The following is an 18,079-nucleotide window of genomic DNA, read 5'->3' on the forward strand; positions in this document are numbered from 1 at the left end:
GAGGCTGTTACCGGCTCTTCTTTTACGCTTGAAGGAGGGATCGAGTTTGTCAACGGTAATTTTTACTTCGCCCTATCATGAAATGACGGTCATGGCCCATAAAGTGGCTAAAGAACTGAAATTGGAAATGACGATTGTGGAAACGGCGCTGGACGAAGCGGTGGAGATGGTCCGACCGTTCGTTCATCGGGACGGAGATGCCATTCTGGTGAGCAGAGGGGCCACGGCCAACCTGTTGGAAAAGGAATTTCCCGCCGTGAAGCTGTTAAGGGCGGAGTCGACGGAGTTCGATGTCATCTGTGTGCTGCATGAAGCCAAGAAAACTGGGAAACGGACAGGTTTGCTCTGGTCCAAGGAAGAGGAAATGAGATATAAATTGGACCATCTCATCCAAATTATCGGCATGGAGGTTTCTTATTATTTTTTTGAGAATTCGCTTGACTTTGCCTATCAAGTGGACCGGGCTAAATATGACGGCATGGAGATTATGATCGGCGGAGGATTGCGCGGCAAGCAAATGTGTGCGGAACGGGGAATCGGCCATATCAACGTGATTCCCGGTCTATCGACGATCCAGCAGGTGTTAGCCAGGGTTTGCGATATTTTGCATACAAGGGCGAAGGAAAAGCAGGCCTCTGAATTTATCCAAACCGTCATCGATTTGTCTCATGAAGGAATTATAGCCATCGACGAGCATGAACAGATTGTGGTGTTTAATCCGAAGGCCGCGCAGTTTTTTGGCGTTCAGGCTTCCGAGGTGTTGTACAAGAAGTTGACCGAGATCCATGAATCCGCGAGGTTCGGCAAGCTGTTCGGCGGGCCGGTGAACAGTCTGGAGGAAATTCAAGAAATATCCGGCATCACGCTTTTGGTGAATCGGGCGTCCTACATGGTCACCGGCGAGAACAAAGGAATCGTCGTCACCTTCCGGGATGCGACTCAAATTCAAGAATCGGAGCAGCGCATCAGGCGCAAGCTGTACTCCAAGGGGCTAGTGGCGAAATATACGTTTGACGACATCTTATATAGCAGTGTGCCGATGAACCGGCTCATCCAAAAAGCGAAAAAATATGCTCATGTCGATTGCAACGCTTTAATCATCGGCGAAAGCGGCACCGGCAAGGAACTGATGGCGCAAAGTCTTCACAATGCACATCCCGAGAGGAAAAACGGACCCTTCGTCGCCGTCAATTGCGCCGCGCTAAACGATCAATTGCTTGAAAGCGAATTGTTCGGATATGAGCCGGGCATGTTCACAGGCGCGCAAAAGCAGGCCAAGCCCGGTTTATTCGAGCTGGCGCACGGTGGAACTATCTTCCTGGATGAGATCGGTAAAGTTTCCATGGATCTTCAGGATAAGCTGCTGCGGGTGATCCAGGAGCGGGAGATTCGCCGGATCGGGGGGGAACGTAACATTCCGATAGATGTACGGGTCATTGCGGCCGTTAATGACGATATCCATGAGCTGATTGAGAAAGAGAAGTTCAGGTCTGACCTGTATTACCGTCTGGAGGTGCTAGTCTTGCCTATCCCACCGTTGAGGGACAGGATTGAGGACATTCCGGATCTGGTCAATTTCATGTTGAAAAAATATGCCCTCAAATACGGCAAGCGCGTTGCGCCTCTGCGGGAAGACCTGATTCGCCAATTGTGCGCTTACAACTGGCCGGGAAACCTGCGGCAGATGGAGAATATCGTAGAACGGTGCATGGTTATGGCGGACAATTCGGACGAATTGTCCACGGTTCTGATCCAAAACTTACAGGATGAATTCGGCAGAAACGAGGTCCGACAGGTTGATCCTCCGAAGGTTGACCAGCCTGACCCGGCCGATTCCCATACGCTTGCGGTAACCATTGGGACAATGGACGACATGCAGCGAAGCTTAGTGAAGCAGCTGCTGGAGAGAAGGGAGTATACCAAGACTCAATTAGCCAAAAAATTAGGAATCAGCAGAACAACCTTATGGAAATTGCTTCAGGAAGGCGACGATATCCTCATGCTGGACGGCTAGGGGGGCCTAACTGTTCGGCAGACGGTATGACATGGTGCGGTGATCTCTTCCCGGTACATGCCACGGAGAGGTCACTGTTTTTTTTCTTGGCTGTTCACTTTATTGACAAAGCCGAATCCTATTCACAATTTAAACAATAACCGTTTGTATGTTCATATATTTAACAGAATATGTTTAAAATGAGAACAATTCTGTTGTGAATAAAAAAATCCCGGTCATTTTTGTTGGCATGCTACTTGCTTAATAATTAGTATTAGAAGAACTTGCTTTGATAAAAGGGGCTTCTAGAGGAATGGGGGTGACGTTAACCAATTTGATAGCGCTTTCAATTATTTCTTAAAGGTGGAACGACTGACTTGATGACTAGAGGAACAGGCAGGCAAGCGAGCGGGGAATTTCATTAAAATGGAGGTTCTGAGATGAAAAAGAATACATTATCCAAGCTTTTGGCTGTCGGTCTGGCAGCGGTGCTGACGTTAACCGCTTGTTCGGGGGGAAGTCCCGCAGGCGGCAGCTCCAAGAGCGGCGGCCCGCAAAGCGGAGGAACGGCACAGCTGGCCCAAGGGGTCTCGGAGAAAGAGATTCTTGTCGGTCATCTAGCGCCCCAGAGCGGTGTTTCCGCTGTCTATGACTTGATCCGGCAAGGGATTCAGGCCTACTTCAACTATACAAACGAACAAGGAGGCGTACACGGCCGCAAGCTGAAGCTGATTGCTTATGACGACGGGTATCAGCCGGCGAAAACTGTACAGCTTGTCAAAAGACTCGTAGAAGAAGATAAGGTATTTGCCTTGCTGGGCAGTGCATGCACACCGTGCAATGCGGCCGCACAGCCTTATCTTACGGAAAAAGGCACGCCCGTCATCATGGTCAGCACGGGAGCCAAGCGCTTCGTCGACCCGCCGGTTAAAAATTACTTCGGCTCCTCCTTTCTCAATTATCGCGTAGAAACGAAAGTGTTTATGGACTACACCGTGAATAAGCTCGGTAAAAAACGGATCGCGATCGTGTATCAAAACGACGACTTCGGAAAAGAAAATTTGGAAGCCAGCCATGAGGCCGTGAAAAATTACCCCGGTGTTGAAATTTTAGGAGAAATTCCTTTTGTCGTATCCGATCCCGATATGAGCTCCCAAGCGCAAAAGATCAAGCAGCTCAACCCTGAGGCCATCATCATGTTCGGCCCGCCCAACCCGGTGGCCAACTTCAAGAAAGAACTGCATAAATACGGGATAAAAGATACTCCTTTTATTGTTTCTTCCATTGGAGCGAACGATCTTAATTTATTCAAACTGGCAGGAAGCGACGTCTGGGCGGGGACCATTAGCTCCGCGGTCATTCCTATGCCGGACGCCGTGGACGATCCGGGGATGAAGCTGTACGTAGAGCGTTTCTCGAAGGACTTCCCGGGCTCCTCCTACCATGGATTCGCCCAGTGGGGATGGTCCGCAGCGCAAGTCATGGTAGAAGGACTGAAGCGAACCGGACCGGACATCACTTACGATAAATTTTTCGACGCTATGCATACATTCGATAACTGGAAGGGATCCATGTATTCGGGCGTCACCTTCGCGCCGGATAACCATTACGGACTGACGAGTATGTTCATTACACAGGCCGTCGACGGGAAGATCATTCCGATTTCCAAAACGATCAACTTCAACCCGAAAACCAATGAGATCACTTATGAAAAATAAAGCATAAACAGAGCATCGCGGAACGGAAAGGAAGTGTCCGGTCTTTCAACGGACCGGACACGGCAGCAAGGTTAATGAAAGGCGGGATGGACGCATATGCTTCAACTCATTGTGAGCGGTCTTATTTTTGGCTGCATCTATGGACTCGCGGCTTTGGGGATTGTGCTGATCTTCAAAACCACGGATATCGCCAATTTTGCGCAGGGTGAAATGGCCATGATTACAACTTTTGTCAGTTTTATGTTTTTGACGAAGCTGGAACTCCCGTATCTGATTTCGTTTATTTTAGCTTTGGTTTTTGCCGGTATATTCGGTACTGTTGTCCACCGGATATTTATGAAACCGATTCAATCGGCGCCGCCCTTGAATCAAATCGTGCTGACGCTAGGGCTGTTTCTGGCGTTCAACGGGGTGGCCGGTTTGATCTGGGGGCACACCCCGGCTCCATATCCGCCGGCCTTTGCGGGAGACCCGTATGATCTGGGCGGCGTGTTCATCTCGATGAACGAAGTTTTCGTCATTGGCGTTACGGTGATCCTGATGTTTGGATTTTTCCTGCTCTTTCGCTTCACGGCAATCGGGCTCGCCATGCGCGCGTCCTCACAGGATAGCATGGCGTCGGAGTTGATGGGCATCAAAGTTTCCAGCGTCTTTACATGGACCTGGGGAGTAGGAACCGTCCTCGGCGGGGTGGCGGGAATGCTTACCGCTCCGTTCACCTTTCTTCAACCGAGCATGATGGCGGACGTGCTGATTATGGGGTTTGCGGCAGCGGTATTGGGAGGTTTCATCAGCCTTCCCGGAGCGGTTATCGGCGGCTTGATTATCGGCGTTTTTGGCAATTTGATCAGTTTTTATGTATCGCCCGAGATGAAATTGGTTTACACGTTCCTGCTGATCATCGTCGTTCTGTATATTCGACCGACCGGCTTATTTGGCGGAAACCAGTACTTGAAGAAGGTGTGAAGACATGCTGAGAAACCATTGGGTCAAAAAGGTCTTGCTGGCGCTGGTTGTCCTGCTGATGGCGGTCTACCCGCTGCTCGTTGGCTATTCGAACTATTTCCTGACGCTGTTCAGCATCACCTGCATCTATATTATTTCTTCGTTATCGCTCAACATCCTGGTCGGTTACGGGGGGCAGGTGTCCGTTGGTCATGCGGGATTTCTGGTGATCGGGTCGTATACGGTAGCCATATTAGGGGAAAGAGGAGTTCCATTCTTCGTATCCTTCCTGATGGCGGGCATCGTCAGCGGGGTGATCGGGCTGCTGATCGGCCTGCCCGCTGTGCGGCTTCGCGGTCACTTTCTGGCTGTGGCTACGCTCGGCTTCGGGCTGTCGGTGCCGTTGCTGGTTCTGAACTGGGATTCTTTAACGAAAGGCTATCAAGGCATGGCCGTATCGAGACCCGTTTTTCTATCCTCCGATATCGAATTTTTCTATGTGATCGTCGCCGTGACGGTTCTCGTCACCTGGTTCATCCGCAACATTGTCGCAAGCAGTCTGGGCAGGGCTTTCGTGGCCATCCGGGATAGCGAGGTGGCGGCACAGGCGATGGGCATTCATGTCGCGTTGTATAAAACCGTCATGTTCGTCATCAGTGCCTTCTTCACCGGATTGGCGGGCGGGTTGTATGCCTACTGGCTGGGCTACATCAGTCCGAGCGATTTTTCGGTGACCACATCCTTCCTCTTGCTGGCGATGATCGTGGTTGGGGGACTGGCCTCCATACCCGGCGCCATCATAGGCACGATTTTGTTCTCGGTGCTCCCTCATTTCACGGAACATCTCATTGGCATGCACAGCATCGTGATCGGTTCCGCGATGGCATTAATTATTTTATTACGGCCGGCAGGGCTTGTGTCCTTGAAGGGGCTTTTCAAGCGGAAGCTGAATAAAACCGTGGCGGAAGACCGTAACTCATGGTTATCGCAACAGGCAGGAGGTGAATAGGCGTATGCTGACGTTCCGTCATGTAACGGTAACTTTCGGGGGAATTAGAGCGATCAACGACCTCTCGTTTGAAGTGCCCAAGGGGGTAATTTACTCGCTCATCGGACCTAACGGGGCTGGCAAAACGACCGTGTTTAATTGCATCAGCCGATTCTATACGCCGATGTCCGGGGAGATCGTATTCAACGGGGAAGATCTGAACAAATACAAGCCGCATCAAGTCATCCGGAAAGGGATCGCCCGAAGCTTTCAAAATGTGGAGTTGTTCAAAAAAATGACGGTCATGGATAACCTCCTGACGGGTTACCATCCCAGAATGAAGAAAAATATCGTCTCCATCGCTCTGAATTTACCGGCCAATCGGGCCAGTGAACGGAATGCGGTGAGAAAAGCGCATGAAGTGTTGGAGCTGCTCAATATTTCCCATCTTGCCGGTGAAGAAGTATCGAACCTGTCCTTCGGCTATCAGAAGATGGTTGACATCGGGCGGGCGATGATGGCCGACCCGAAGATGATTCTGCTTGACGAACCGGTAGCCGGGATGAACCCGGTGGAGACGGAGCGTATCAGCCATCTCATTGTGCAATTGAAGAAGGAGATGGGTTATACCGTTCTGCTGATTGAGCATGACATGTCGTTGGTCATGAAGGTTTCCGATTATGTCACGGTCATGAACTTTGGGGAAAAAATAGCCGAAGGCCAGCCCAAGGAGGTCCAGAACGATCCGGCTGTCATTGAAGCGTATTTAGGGGAGGTGGATAGCTTTGTTAAAACTTCATGACATCCATGTTTACTATGGGCATGTCCATGCCTTGAAGGGTATTTCCCTGGAAATACCGCAAGGAAAGATCATTTCCTTGCTCGGGGCCAACGGCGCCGGGAAGTCGACTACCTTGAAGATGATTTCCCGTCTGATTCCGCCCAAGCAGGGAAGCTATGACCTGGAAAGCGAATCTATGCTGAAAAAAACGCCCAGCGATCTCGTGAAGCGCGGGGTGATACACTGTCCGGAAAACCGAAGGCTGTTCCCGCTGCTGACCGTTGAAGAAAACCTCCGCATCGGCTCTTTTACCCGAAAGGACAAGAAGGTGGCGGCCGATCTGGAGAAGGTGTTTGCCTACTTCCCGCGGTTGAAGGAACGGCTGAACCAATACGCCGGCACTTTAAGCGGCGGCGAGCAGCAAATGCTTGCCATTGCCAGGGCTTTAATGGGTAATCCGAAAATTTTACTGCTCGATGAGCCATCCCTTGGCCTCGCGCCCAATATCATTCGTGACATCTTCCAAATCATTATGAGAATCAATGAGGAAGGGACGATGATTCTGCTTGTGGAGCAGAATGTCCATTTGGCGCTGGAAATATCGCATTATACGTACGTGCTGGAGAACGGCAGAATCGCACTGGAGGGCGAATCCCGGCACATTAAAGAAAACGACAAAATTCGCCAGCTTTACCTTGGGGCATAAAGGATGAGGTGCTAGCACATGAAGGGTAAAATTGTTTATCAGACCGAACCGATGAAAATTGAGGTTCGGGAACATGAGTTTTCCGAGGAAGTCGAAGCGGGCTCCGTGCTGCTGGAGGTGCTTCAAACGAACGTATGCGGTTCGGAACTGCACGTGTTTAAAGGCCATCACCCTACCTTGAAGTGCGGAGTCATCGGTCATGAAATGATAGGCCGGATTGCCAAGCTGGGGGACAACGTAAAGACGGACAACGCGGGCAATCCGGTGCAGGTAGGGGATCGCGTCGTGCCGGTCTATTTTGTAACCTGCAATCAATGCAGAGAATGCTTGGCAGGTAATCTCCATCATTGCATTCATATGTATAAATACCAGGGGCAGAGCGGAACATTCGCCTCTTATTACACGGTTCACCACGATCAATATTTTTTCAAAGTGCCTGACGGCGTGTCCAATGCGGAAGCGGCCAGTGCGAACTGCGCTTTCGCCCAAATCTTATTCGGCCTTGACAAAATTCATATCAACCCGGGCGATTCCATCGTTATTCAAGGGGCCGGCGGATTGGGATTAACCGCTTGCGCCGTCGCCAAGGAGAGAGGGGCTAAAGTGATCGTGATCGACAGCGCGCCCTCGCGTTTAGTTACGGCTAAGAAATTCGGAGCAGATGAGCTTATCGATATGAACGCCTACGATACGCTGGATGCAAGAGTGAACCGCGTCAAGGAGCTGACCGGCGGCTGGGGGTCCGATTTTGGCTTGGAGGTAGCCGGAGTTCCCGATGCGTTTAGCGAAGGCATCCACCTTGTGAAGCAGAATGGCAAATATGTCGTCATGGGAAATATTACGCCGGGGCATACGACGGCATTTGATCCCGGTTTGCTGGTCCGGAAAGCCATTGAGATTATTCCTGCCAATCGCTATAACCCGGAGTATCTGTATAAGTCCTTGCAATTTTTAGAGAGAAACGCAGGGAAATATCCGTTTGCCGGCTTGTTGGACGCTGCATTCTCCTTGGAAGAAGCGACGCTTGCTCTGGAGAAATCCGCAAACCGTGAAGTAACGAGAGCCACAATTCTAGTAAATAAATAATAAGGAGTGAGGGCGAATGGATCGACAAATCGCTTTGCAGGAAACATATGGGCATTTCATTGGCGGTCAATGGGTGGAGCCGGCCAATCATCAATATTTTGAAGGGGTGGACCCTTCTACCGGGAACAAAATTGCGAGCTTTGCCCGCGGGAACAAGGAGGATATCGAGCGCGCCGTCCGCAGCTCGGAAGAAGGGTTTCAGGCTTGGTACGCCTTGAAGCCGAGTGCCCGCGGACAAATTTTAAACCGCGTGGCCCAGCTTTTGCGTAAATACAAACAAGATTTTGCTTACATGGAAACGATCGATACCGGGAGACCGCTCGTTTTTTCAGCATCTTTGGTAGAAACGAGCGCCAGGTATTTCGAATATTTGGGCGGGGCGGCGGACAAAATTTTCGGCGAGGTGATCCCGGCCAGCAACGAACACCTGACGTATACATATCGCGAGCCGTATGGGATAACGGGACATATTACGCCATGGAACGTGCCCATTACGCAGGCGGCGAGAGGAGCGGCCAGCGCACTTGCCGCGGGGAATTCCGTCGTGATGAAGCCTGCCGAGCAGGCCTGCCTTTCTACGTTGGAGCTGGCTAAGCTTTGCGTTGAGGCGGGGATGCCGCCCGGCACTTTCAATGTGGTCACGGGCTACGGCGAGGAAGCAGGCGCCCCGCTCATCAACCATCCTGCGGTACGGAAAATTGCTTTTACAGGCTCGGTCGAAACCGGACAAATCGTCATGCGGGCCGCCGCCGATCGGATTGTTCCCGTTTCCCTGGAGCTGGGCGGTAAATCGCCGAATATCGTGTTTGATGATGCGGATTTACATCCGGCTGCGGCAGGTTCCTTGCGAGCCTTTACATTTAATACCGGCCAGGTGTGTTCGGCGGGTACGCGCTTAATCGTCCAGCGTTCGATCCTGCCTGCCTTTGTCGAACAATTAATTGAAGAAGCCCAACAAATAAAGATCGGGTATGGCATCGATAATCCGACGATCGGTCCTTTGGTTTGTGAAGAGCAGCTGCACCGCGTGCTCCGGTATGTGGAAATCGGCAAACAAGAAGGAGCCCGGTTAGTTTACGGCGGCAGCCGCATGCAAGAAGAGAAATTGAAAGACGGCTATTTCATGCAACCTACCATTTTCACGGATGTTACAAACACGATGACCATTGCCCGGGAAGAGATATTTGGCCCTGTCGTCGTCGTCATTCCCTTTGATACCGAGGAGGAAGCGATTCGATTGGCCAACGATACAGAGTTCGGTCTGGCGGCTGCAGTATGGACGGAAAATATACACCGGGGGCATCGTGTCGCCAAACAACTGCAGGCCGGCCAAGTTTATATTAACGATTACAGTCCGATCGATGTGGAAGCCCCTTTCGGCGGGTACAAGAAAAGCGGAATCGGCCGGGAAAAAGGCTTGGAATCGCTGCACACGTATACCCAAGTAAAAGCGGTAAGCGTTAAGCTGTAAAAATTTCTTATACGCTCCGGTCTGGAGGGCGGTGGAGGATGGATCGATATGAGCTTGGTTGATGAGATGGCGAAGTTTATAGTAAGCGAAGCAGCCGGGAAGATCGGGGAGAACCACCGCCGGCGTGCGATTGAGCATATCCTGGATACCCTTGGCGTCGGATTGGCCGGAAATACCGATCCGATCGCTTCCAGCCTGCTAACCTATACAGAACGCCTGGGAGAGCGGGGAGGCTATACCCTGCTGGGGAACGCTGTTTCTGCATCGTTGTTACAAGCTGCGTTTGTAAACGGGATTCTTTGCCACGCCCTGGATTATGACGATTCGTCCTGGCGGCTGATTGGGCACCCGAGTGCCGTCGTTCTTCCTTCCGTCATGGCAACGGCAGAAAGCATGGATGCCGGCGGACGGGAGCTCGTAACGGCTTATTTGATCGGAACCGAAGTTTCCTGCAAAATCGGGGCAGCGGCGGAGCCGGAGCTTTATCAGGCCGGCTGGCACGCGACCGGCGTCGTCGGCGTTCTGGGCGCAGCGGCGGGAGCGGGGTATTTGCTTGGTTTGAGTCTCGACCAGATGATCCATGCTTTGGGGATAGCCGCGTCCTCGGCTAGCGGCTTAAGGCAAAATTTCGGCTCCATGACCAAGCCGTTCCACGCCGGAATCGCCGCCCGCAATGGAGTTAACGCCGCCTATTTGGCCCAATGCGGCTTTACCTCCAATCCGGAAGCGTTGGAAGGAAAAACAGGTTTTTTCGCCAACTTCGCCAATAAACAACCGGTGTTGAAAGAAAGCATGGGAGAACCCTTCGACCTCTTGCAGCCCGGTTTTTTTGTCAAGCCGTATCCGTCGTGCGCAGCTACCCATACGGCCATTGACGCCATGCTGTCGCTGGTCAAGGAGTATGGATGCCAAGCGGACCAAATCGAGAGCATCTATGCGGGCTGCGGTCCGGTCGGGCCGATCATGCTGGTTCACAACCGGCCGCTTCAAGGGACCGAGGGAAAGTTCAGCATGCCCTTTGTTCTCGCGGCCGCAGTGGCGGACGGCGAGGTGGGGCTGGATACGTTTACCGATGACAAAGTGAACGATCCGGTCATTCGGGGGCTCATGGAGAAGGTGGAATTTGGAATCGATGAGCAATATCGGACCCGAAGCGTGGAAGAGGCCCCTGCTCTCATTCGGGTCAAGCTGAAGGACGGGAGGGTGCTGGAAAGGAGCAAGCAAATGGCCGACGGCAGCCCGGAGCATCCCCTTAGCTATGAAGCGTTAATCGGCAAATACCGGGATTGCGCAGGGCGGGTACTCACCCCTGACCGTGTCGAACGCAGTCTGGAAAAGATTGTATTCCTGGACAGCCTGCCGCGTATTTCTTCCCTGACGACAGAACTGAGACCCGGCTGAGTTCCAGATAGGGATGTTCACTTTTTTAACAACTTTAACGACGGGCGAGATGAGTTCAAATAATGAACATCCTTCGTTCAATATTTGCACAGCTTAACGGTACGAGGCTGGAAAAACCCGCATGAAACGGTTGGCATGATACTTGCAATATGAATAATCATAACGAAGATTATTATTCCAGGAGGTAGAAGGGACATGATCGTTCGATATCAGGTTCAAGATGAAGTTTGTTACGGCTGGCTGCAGGAAGGGGAAATCGCCAAGCTGCAGGGCGATATTTATGGGGAATATGCTCGCGGCGAAGCGCGGACGCCTCTAAGCAGGGTCAAGCTGCTGTCTCCCGTTCAGCCATCCAAAATCGTTTGTGTCGGCTTGAATTATGTCGACCATGCGAAGGAAGTCAACCTGGATCTTCCCAAAGAGCCGCTGCTCTTTCTGAAGCCGTCCACCACGGTGGTCGGACCTGGAGACCCGGTCATCTACCCCGCCCAAAGCAAACGTCTCGATTATGAAGCGGAGCTGGGGGTGGTTATCAAGAAAAAGGCTTACCGGATTCGTGAGAACGAAGCAGCGGATTATATCCTGGGCTATACATGCGCGAACGATATTACGGCCCGGGATATCCAGTTTGCGGACGGTCAATGGACGAGGGGGAAATCGTTCGATACGTTTTGTCCGATCGGTCCCGGCATCGTTCCGGGTATCGATCCGTCCGGCCTGGAGATCAAGCTGACGGTAAACGGTGAAGTGAAACAGAGCTCCAATACGAAAAACCTGATTTTTTCCGTCCCTTATCTGGTTCATTATATCAGTCAGGTCATGACGCTGCTGCCGGGCGACGTCATCATCACAGGAACTCCTGCAGGCATCGGGCCTATGCAAATCGGCGACGAAGTAAGCGTTTATATCGAGGGAATCGGCGAGTTGAACAACGATATCGCCGGCGATGAGCGGTAGCGAAGGGCGAGTCAGGGGACCGCTCATGAAAGGTGAACAGGAAGGGGAATGAAAGTGTCTGACAATCGCGTATGGATTTCGGATGTATGTCCGAGGGACGGGTTTCAAATTGAGCCCGAGCTCGTCCCGACCGAGGTCAAAATTAAGGTGATCGACGCTTTATCGGCTGCAGGAGTTACCGCGATCGAAGTTACAGCGTTCGTACATCCGAAAGCGGTTCCGCAGATGGCCGATGCGGAGGAAGTGATGCTGAACATCAAGCGAAATCCGGGCACCCGCTATGAGGTGCTGGTGCCCAATTATCGCGGGGCGGAGCGCGCCCTAAGGACCAATCCCGATCAGCTCAATTTGGTCGTATCGGCGAGCGAGAGCCATAACCGCTCCAATCTGCGCCGTGGGACCTTTGAAACGTTGAACGAATTTGTGGAGGTTGCCAAACTGTGCGCCGAAGCGGGAGTGCCGGTGCGGGGCGGTGTCGCGACATCGTTCGGTTGTCCGTTCGAAGGGAAGGTTGCCCGGTCTCGCGTACTCGAAGTGATTGCTCAATACCTGGATTTGGGAGCGGAGTCGGTTACGCTCGCCGATACGACTGGAATGGCCAATCCCGAGCTGGTCCGGGAAACGGTTCGAGACGTGAAAGCGAAATGGCCGCATCTGGAAATTCATATGCATTTTCATAATACGCGGGGAATGGGGCTGGCCAACGTTTATGCGGCCTATGTGGAGGGAATCCGTCATTTTGACGCTTCCTTAGGGGGCATTGGTGGTTGTCCTTTTGCGCCGGGGGCAACGGGAAATATTTGCACCGAAGATACGGTGAATATGTTTCATGACATGAATATCGCAACAGGCATAGATCTGGATCAGCTGTTGGCCGCAAGCCGCCGTTTGGAGCGGCAGCTGGGTCATCAGCTGCCGAGCCAAGTGTTGAAGGCAGGTAAAACGATGGAGCTGCACCCGCATCCCTAAGGGAATAGTAAAGCCCGGACCCGACGATCGGGAAAGAGGAGGATCTGATGAACGGTTTGCTGGAGGAAAGAGTGGAGCAGGGCGCTGTTGCGGTGCTTACGTTACATCGCCCGGAGGTCATGAACTCGATTAACACCGAATTAGGGTTCGCGTTAAGAGATGCGCTGGACCGATTAAACGAGGATGCATCGGTTCGGGTTATTGTTTTCACGGGTGCAGGCGAGAGGGCCTTCTGCACCGGCGGGGATTTGAAAGAACGAAATCAAATGACCAATGAGCAGTGGCTTAAACAGCATCGGCTGTTTCAAGACGTATTCCGCAAAATTCGTCAATCCGACAAGCCGGTCATTACGGCGGTCAACGGGTTTGCTCTCGGAGGCGGGTGCGAATTAGCGTTAAGCGGTGATTTTGTATATGCTTCGAAATCCGCCAAGTTCGGGTTACCCGAAGTGACGCGCGGCATAATCCCCGGGGTGGGCGGAACGCAGACGATTGGAAGATTCCTTCCCCGGGGGCTTGCCCTGGAGCTGCTGTTGACAGGGAAACCTCTCTCCGCGGAAGCAGCGTTCGAATATGGAATGGTCAATAAACTGCTTGAGCCGGGTGAATTGTTGAAGGAGACGCTGCAAGCAGCCCAGACGATTGCGCAAAATTCGCCCTTGGCGGTAAGAATGGCCAAGAAAGCATTTCGCTTGGGCATCGATCTTCCGCTGGAGGAAGGGATCGAACTCGCCCTTGAGTGCTACAACCGCACCATTGTGCACCCGGACCGGGAAGAAGGGATTCGGGCATACAACGAAAAAAGGCCGCCCGTATTCCTGGATATCGTCTGAGTCTATAACAAAATCCAACTGAAACGAGGAGAAAACTATGAAATCGACGGAAAGCGAACACCAGATCATACGGGAAAGCATACGCGCTTTATGCAAGAAATTCCCCGATGCTTACTGGAGAGACAAGGATGCGCAGCATCAGTACCCGGAAGAGTTTATTGACGAGCTGACCAAGGAAGGATGGTTGTCGGCGTTGATTCCCGAACAATACGGGGGCTCGGGTCTCGGCATGATGGAAGCCGGCATTATCCTGGAGGAAATTAACCGCAGCGGCTGCAATGCGGCGGCGGGCCATGCTCAGATGTATACGATGGGGGCTTTGCTTACGCACGGAAACGAGGAGCAAAAGCAAAGGTGGCTTCCCCAAATCGCCTCAGGTGAAGTTCGGCTGCAGGCGTTCGGCATTACCGAGCCGACGGCCGGATCGGATACGACGAGCATCACGACGTTTGCCGAAAGAAAAGGGGACCGGTATGTGATCAAGGGCCAAAAAATTTGGACCTCCCGGGTGCAGCATTCCGATTTGATGATGGTGCTTGCGCGCACCACGCCTAAAGACAAGGTGGCGAAGAAAACGGACGGACTTAGTTTGTTTATTCTCGACTTGCGGGAGCAGGAGGGGAAAATTCAGGTCAGGCCGATCGAAACGATGATTAATCATGAAACGAATGAGGTGTTCTTCGAAGGGGCGGAAGTGCCGGTAGAAAATTTGATCGGCGAAGAAGGCAAAGGATTTAAATATTTGCTGAGCGGGGTCAATGCGGAACGGATTCTCATCTCTTCGGAATGTATCGGAGACGGCCTGTACTTTGTCGATAAAGCGGTGGAATATGCCTCCTCGAGAGTGGTATTCGGGCGTCCGATCGGACAAAATCAAGGCGTTCAATTTCCAATCGCGCAGGCTTATATGGATATTGAAGCGGCAACCTTGATGCGCAACCAAGCCGCCCGTGAGTTCGATCAGGGCGACACGCGCGGGCCGGAGGCGAATATCGCGAAATATTTGGCCTCCGAAGCATCCTGGAAGGCGGCCAATATGGCCATGAACACATATGGCGGATTTGGTTTTGCAACCGAATACAACATTGAGCGGAAGTTCCGTGAAGCCAGACTGCCGCTGGTCGCGCCAATTGCCAATAACCTGGTCGTCAGTTATGTCGCCCAGCATGTGCTCGGGCTGCCGCGCTCCTATTAGATTCCGGATTGTTGCGCGGCGATCGTCAGGGTGGGATCAAGCTTGAAGACTAACGCATTACAGGAGGGAATATGTGGCCTTTAGATGGAATTCGCGTCGTTGATCTTACGCAAAATGTCGCCGGTCCCTATACCGCTATGATATTGGCCGATCTAGGGGCATCCGTGACGAAGGTGGAGCCTCCGGGCGGGGATGCGACCCGCGGTTGGGGTCCCCCCTTCTGGGAAGAAGCCAGTCCGACTTTTCTTGCGTTAAACCGGAATAAAGCCCAAGTTTATCTCGATATCAAAACGCAAGAAGGAATAGATCAGCTGCATGGCCTTCTCCAGGATGCGGATGTGCTGCTGGTCAGCAGCCGCCCGGGAGCGATGGAACGTCAAGGATTGGACTTCGAAAGCTTGGCGGAAAGCTACCCCCGGCTTATTTACGGGGAAGTAACCGCATTCGGGAACCACGGCCCGAGACGGATGGAGGCCGGATATGATCCGCTGCTGCAGGCGATGGCGGGAATCATGAGCGTAACGGGTCATGAGGGTCAGGAGCCCGTTCGCGTAGGGACTTCCATCATTGACATGTCGACCGGCATGTGGCTGGCGCTAGGCGTGTTTGGGGCTCTGCGGCTGCGCGAGCAGACAGGAAGAGGACACCGGATCACCAGTTCGTTGTATGAAACGACGATCGCTTGGATGTGCTATCATATTCCGGCCTATTGGGCATCGGGCGTATCGCCCCAAAGATGGGGATCGGGACCGGCCATGATTGTCCCCTACGAGGCCTTTCCGACGCAGGACAAATGGGTTGTTATCGCTGCCGGCAACGATGGTTTGTTTCATAAGCTTTGCGGCGTTCTGGGCAGGGAGGAATGGATCGCCGACCCGCGTTTTGTCACCAATGCGGAGCGCGTCATCCATCGAAATGAACTAAGAGCCTTGATCTGTGATATTACCCGGCACGAGAGCTCGGCCTATTGGATCGAAACGCTGGTCAAGAACGGCATTCCGGCGTCGCCTGTCCTCAATGTGGCCGAGATGATGAAAGAGCCCCAGCTTGAAGCCAGCGGCATGATTCAATCTATCGGACACAGCCGGATCGCGGATTTTAAATCGGTAGGGCTGCCCTTGAAGATTGACGACGAACGTCCGCCGCTTCGAGTCCCGCCACCCTTGTAAGGGCACGCAGAGGGCTGTCTGATGTCCGCCCAGAACGGCCCTTGTCTTTTATAGACAGGAAGCAGCACCATCAAAGGAGGGGAACGGTTTGAACATTTGGGTTTGCTTGAAGCAAACGTTCGATACCGAAGAGAAGATCAAGCTGGTAAACGGTCAAGTGGTGGAAGACCAGGCCAATTGGGTGATTAATCCGTATGACGAATATGCGGTGGAAGAAGCGCTCAAGCTGCGCGAGCAATTCGGCGGCGACGTTACCGTCATCTCGGTCGGTCCCGCGCGCGTGGAAACGGCGCTTCGCCATGCACTCGCCATGGGAGCGGACCAGGCCGTCGTTATCAGCGGAGTGGAGGGGGACGAATATGTCGTCTCCAAAGCGTTGGCCCATTATTTGAAAGACAAGGAAATCGATATGATCCTTACGGGAAACCAGTCGGTCGATAACGGGGCGGGGCAAGTGGGGGTTCGTCTGGCGGAACAATTGAAGATCCCTTATGTCACATCGGTCGTCAAGCTGACCGTCGAACAAAACCAGGTGCAGTTGGAGCGGGATGTGGAAGGCGACATTTATCAAATCGAAGGCCAACTTCCGCTGCTTCTCACATGCCAGCAAGGACTCAACAATCCACGATATCCCTCGCTTCCTAACATTATGAAATCGAAGAAAAAAGCGATACATACGATCCCGTCCGATGCATTCGCCGGTATGGATCAGAACGCCAAGACGGAAACGGTGGACCGGTACTTGCCTCCTCAGCGAAAGGCGTGCCAATTCGTCCATGAAGGCGATTCGTCCGGTTCGGCGCGCGCACTCGTCAGCATCCTGTTCGATAAAGCTGTTATCTATTAGGGAGGAGAACGTCTGATGAATAAAAAAGTGTTAGTGTTCGCGGAGTCGAAGGGCTCCGTCCTGCGCCAAGTATCGTTAGAGGCGCTGTCGCTCGGCAAACAAATCGCAGGTCAGGGCGAATTGATCGCCGCCGCATTCGGCAGCGGGGCCGACGGCTATGTGGAAGCGCTCGGTCAACATGGCGCGAATCAGGTATGGACCTTATCTGATGATCGGTACAACCGTTATCATTCGGATCTTTATTTTCATGCTTTCGTCCAAGTCATTCAAGAGACGAATCCGGATGTGATCATCGTCGGACATACGGCGAACATGAAGGACGTCGCACCGCGGATTGCTTCCCGGTTCGGATATGGCTTGATTACGGATTGCACCGGGGTGGAATTCGAAGGCGAGGAGCCGATTTATATCCGCCCGATTTATGCCGGGAAAGCTTTTGAGAAGAAACGGTTTACCTCCTCCGGGGCTATGTTTATTACGATTCGTCCGAACAATTTCAAGGTCGAGCCGTCCCCGACCCTGCCGGCAACGGTTCCGTTTCAAGCGGAGCCTGTCGATCTGCAAACCGTGATCCGCGAAATCGTGCTCAAATCGACCGGAGCGATCGATTTGGCGGAAGCCAAGATCGTCGTTTCCGGCGGGCGCGGCGTGAAGCATCCGGATGGATTCGAGCCGCTGCAAGAGCTCGCGTCCGTATTGGGCGGGGCCGTAGGAGCTTCCCGTGGGGCATGCGATGAAGGATACTGCGATTACGGCTTGCAAATCGGCCAGACGGGCAAAGTCGTCACACCCGATCTCTATATCGCATGCGGAATCTCCGGGGCGATCCAGCATGTGGCCGGCATGTCCAATTCGAAAGTGATCGTTGCGATTAATAAAGACCCGGAGGCGCCGATTTTCCAGATTGCCGATTACGGCATCGTGGGCGATCTGTTCGAGATCGTTCCATTGCTGACGGCAGAGTTTAAAAAGAAAATCGCCAATTGATTTGAAGTGATCGATTATATAGATTACATACGG

Annotated in this window: 16 protein-coding genes; all 16 read left to right on the forward strand. The window is 52.7% G+C overall.

Features of this window, described 5'->3' with window-relative positions; genetic code table 11:
- Positions 1-46 precede the first annotated feature (46 nt).
- The 16 genes from FKP33_RS08665 (at position 47) to FKP33_RS08740 (ending at position 18,046) form a co-directional block, all read left to right on the forward strand.
- Positions 47-2,014, forward strand: coding sequence for a sigma 54-interacting transcriptional regulator (locus FKP33_RS08665; protein ID WP_141334559.1), 1,968 nt, complete (start codon positions 47-49; stop codon positions 2,012-2,014).
- A gap of 419 nt (positions 2,015-2,433) precedes the next feature.
- Positions 2,434-3,711, forward strand: a complete 1,278-nt coding sequence (locus FKP33_RS08670) for an ABC transporter substrate-binding protein (protein ID WP_127606563.1) — start codon at positions 2,434-2,436, stop codon at positions 3,709-3,711.
- A gap of 96 nt (positions 3,712-3,807) precedes the next feature.
- Entirely contained in the window at positions 3,808-4,677 is an 870-nt protein-coding gene (locus FKP33_RS08675; RefSeq protein WP_054798896.1) for a branched-chain amino acid ABC transporter permease, read from the forward strand.
- Between the two features lie 4 nt (positions 4,678-4,681).
- Positions 4,682-5,665 carry a branched-chain amino acid ABC transporter permease gene (locus FKP33_RS08680; protein WP_141334561.1) on the forward strand — a complete coding sequence of 328 codons (984 nt, stop codon included), beginning with the start codon at positions 4,682-4,684 and terminating at the stop codon, positions 5,663-5,665.
- A 4-nt stretch (positions 5,666-5,669) separates the two neighbouring features.
- Positions 5,670-6,446, forward strand: a complete 777-nt coding sequence (locus FKP33_RS08685) for an ABC transporter ATP-binding protein (protein ID WP_127606557.1) — start codon at positions 5,670-5,672, stop codon at positions 6,444-6,446.
- Positions 6,430-7,131 carry an ABC transporter ATP-binding protein gene (locus FKP33_RS08690; RefSeq protein WP_127606555.1) on the forward strand — a complete coding sequence of 234 codons (702 nt, stop codon included), beginning with the start codon at positions 6,430-6,432 and terminating at the stop codon, positions 7,129-7,131. The genes FKP33_RS08685 and FKP33_RS08690 overlap by 17 nt, the downstream gene beginning before the upstream one ends.
- 18 nt (positions 7,132-7,149) lie before the next feature.
- Entirely contained in the window at positions 7,150-8,217 is a 1,068-nt protein-coding gene (locus tag FKP33_RS08695) for a zinc-binding dehydrogenase (protein ID WP_141334563.1), read from the forward strand.
- Positions 8,218-8,233: 16 nt separating this feature from the next.
- A complete protein-coding gene (locus FKP33_RS08700; protein WP_219996644.1) occupies positions 8,234-9,688 on the forward strand; it encodes an aldehyde dehydrogenase family protein in 1,455 nt (484 codons plus the stop codon).
- Positions 9,689-9,736: 48 nt separating this feature from the next.
- Positions 9,737-11,089: an MmgE/PrpD family protein gene (locus tag FKP33_RS08705; RefSeq protein WP_141334565.1), complete on the forward strand. Its 1,353-nt coding sequence runs from the start codon at positions 9,737-9,739 to the stop codon at positions 11,087-11,089.
- Between the two features lie 195 nt (positions 11,090-11,284).
- Positions 11,285-12,046, forward strand: a complete 762-nt coding sequence (locus FKP33_RS08710; RefSeq protein ID WP_127606549.1) for a fumarylacetoacetate hydrolase family protein — start codon at positions 11,285-11,287, stop codon at positions 12,044-12,046.
- A gap of 54 nt (positions 12,047-12,100) precedes the next feature.
- A complete protein-coding gene (locus FKP33_RS08715) occupies positions 12,101-13,015 on the forward strand; it encodes a hydroxymethylglutaryl-CoA lyase (RefSeq protein WP_196426850.1) in 915 nt (304 codons plus the stop codon).
- Between the two features lie 47 nt (positions 13,016-13,062).
- A complete protein-coding gene (locus tag FKP33_RS08720) occupies positions 13,063-13,848 on the forward strand; it encodes an enoyl-CoA hydratase/isomerase family protein (RefSeq protein WP_127606545.1) in 786 nt (261 codons plus the stop codon).
- A 37-nt stretch (positions 13,849-13,885) separates the two neighbouring features.
- Positions 13,886-15,043 carry an acyl-CoA dehydrogenase family protein gene (locus FKP33_RS08725; protein ID WP_127606543.1) on the forward strand — a complete coding sequence of 386 codons (1,158 nt, stop codon included), beginning with the start codon at positions 13,886-13,888 and terminating at the stop codon, positions 15,041-15,043.
- Between the two features lie 71 nt (positions 15,044-15,114).
- On the forward strand, positions 15,115-16,212 hold the full coding sequence (locus FKP33_RS08730; RefSeq protein WP_054795375.1) for a CaiB/BaiF CoA transferase family protein: 1,098 nt from the start codon (positions 15,115-15,117) through the stop codon (positions 16,210-16,212).
- Between the two features lie 88 nt (positions 16,213-16,300).
- Positions 16,301-17,059, forward strand: coding sequence for an electron transfer flavoprotein subunit beta/FixA family protein (locus FKP33_RS08735; protein WP_127606541.1), 759 nt, complete (start codon positions 16,301-16,303; stop codon positions 17,057-17,059).
- 15 nt (positions 17,060-17,074) lie between these two features.
- Positions 17,075-18,046, forward strand: coding sequence for an electron transfer flavoprotein subunit alpha/FixB family protein (locus FKP33_RS08740; protein ID WP_127606539.1), 972 nt, complete (start codon positions 17,075-17,077; stop codon positions 18,044-18,046).
- Positions 18,047-18,079: the final 33 nt, after the last annotated feature.

This window comes from Paenibacillus sp. tmac-D7 (assembly GCF_006519665.1).
Taxonomy (GTDB): domain Bacteria; phylum Bacillota; class Bacilli; order Paenibacillales; family NBRC-103111; genus Paenibacillus_G; species Paenibacillus_G validus.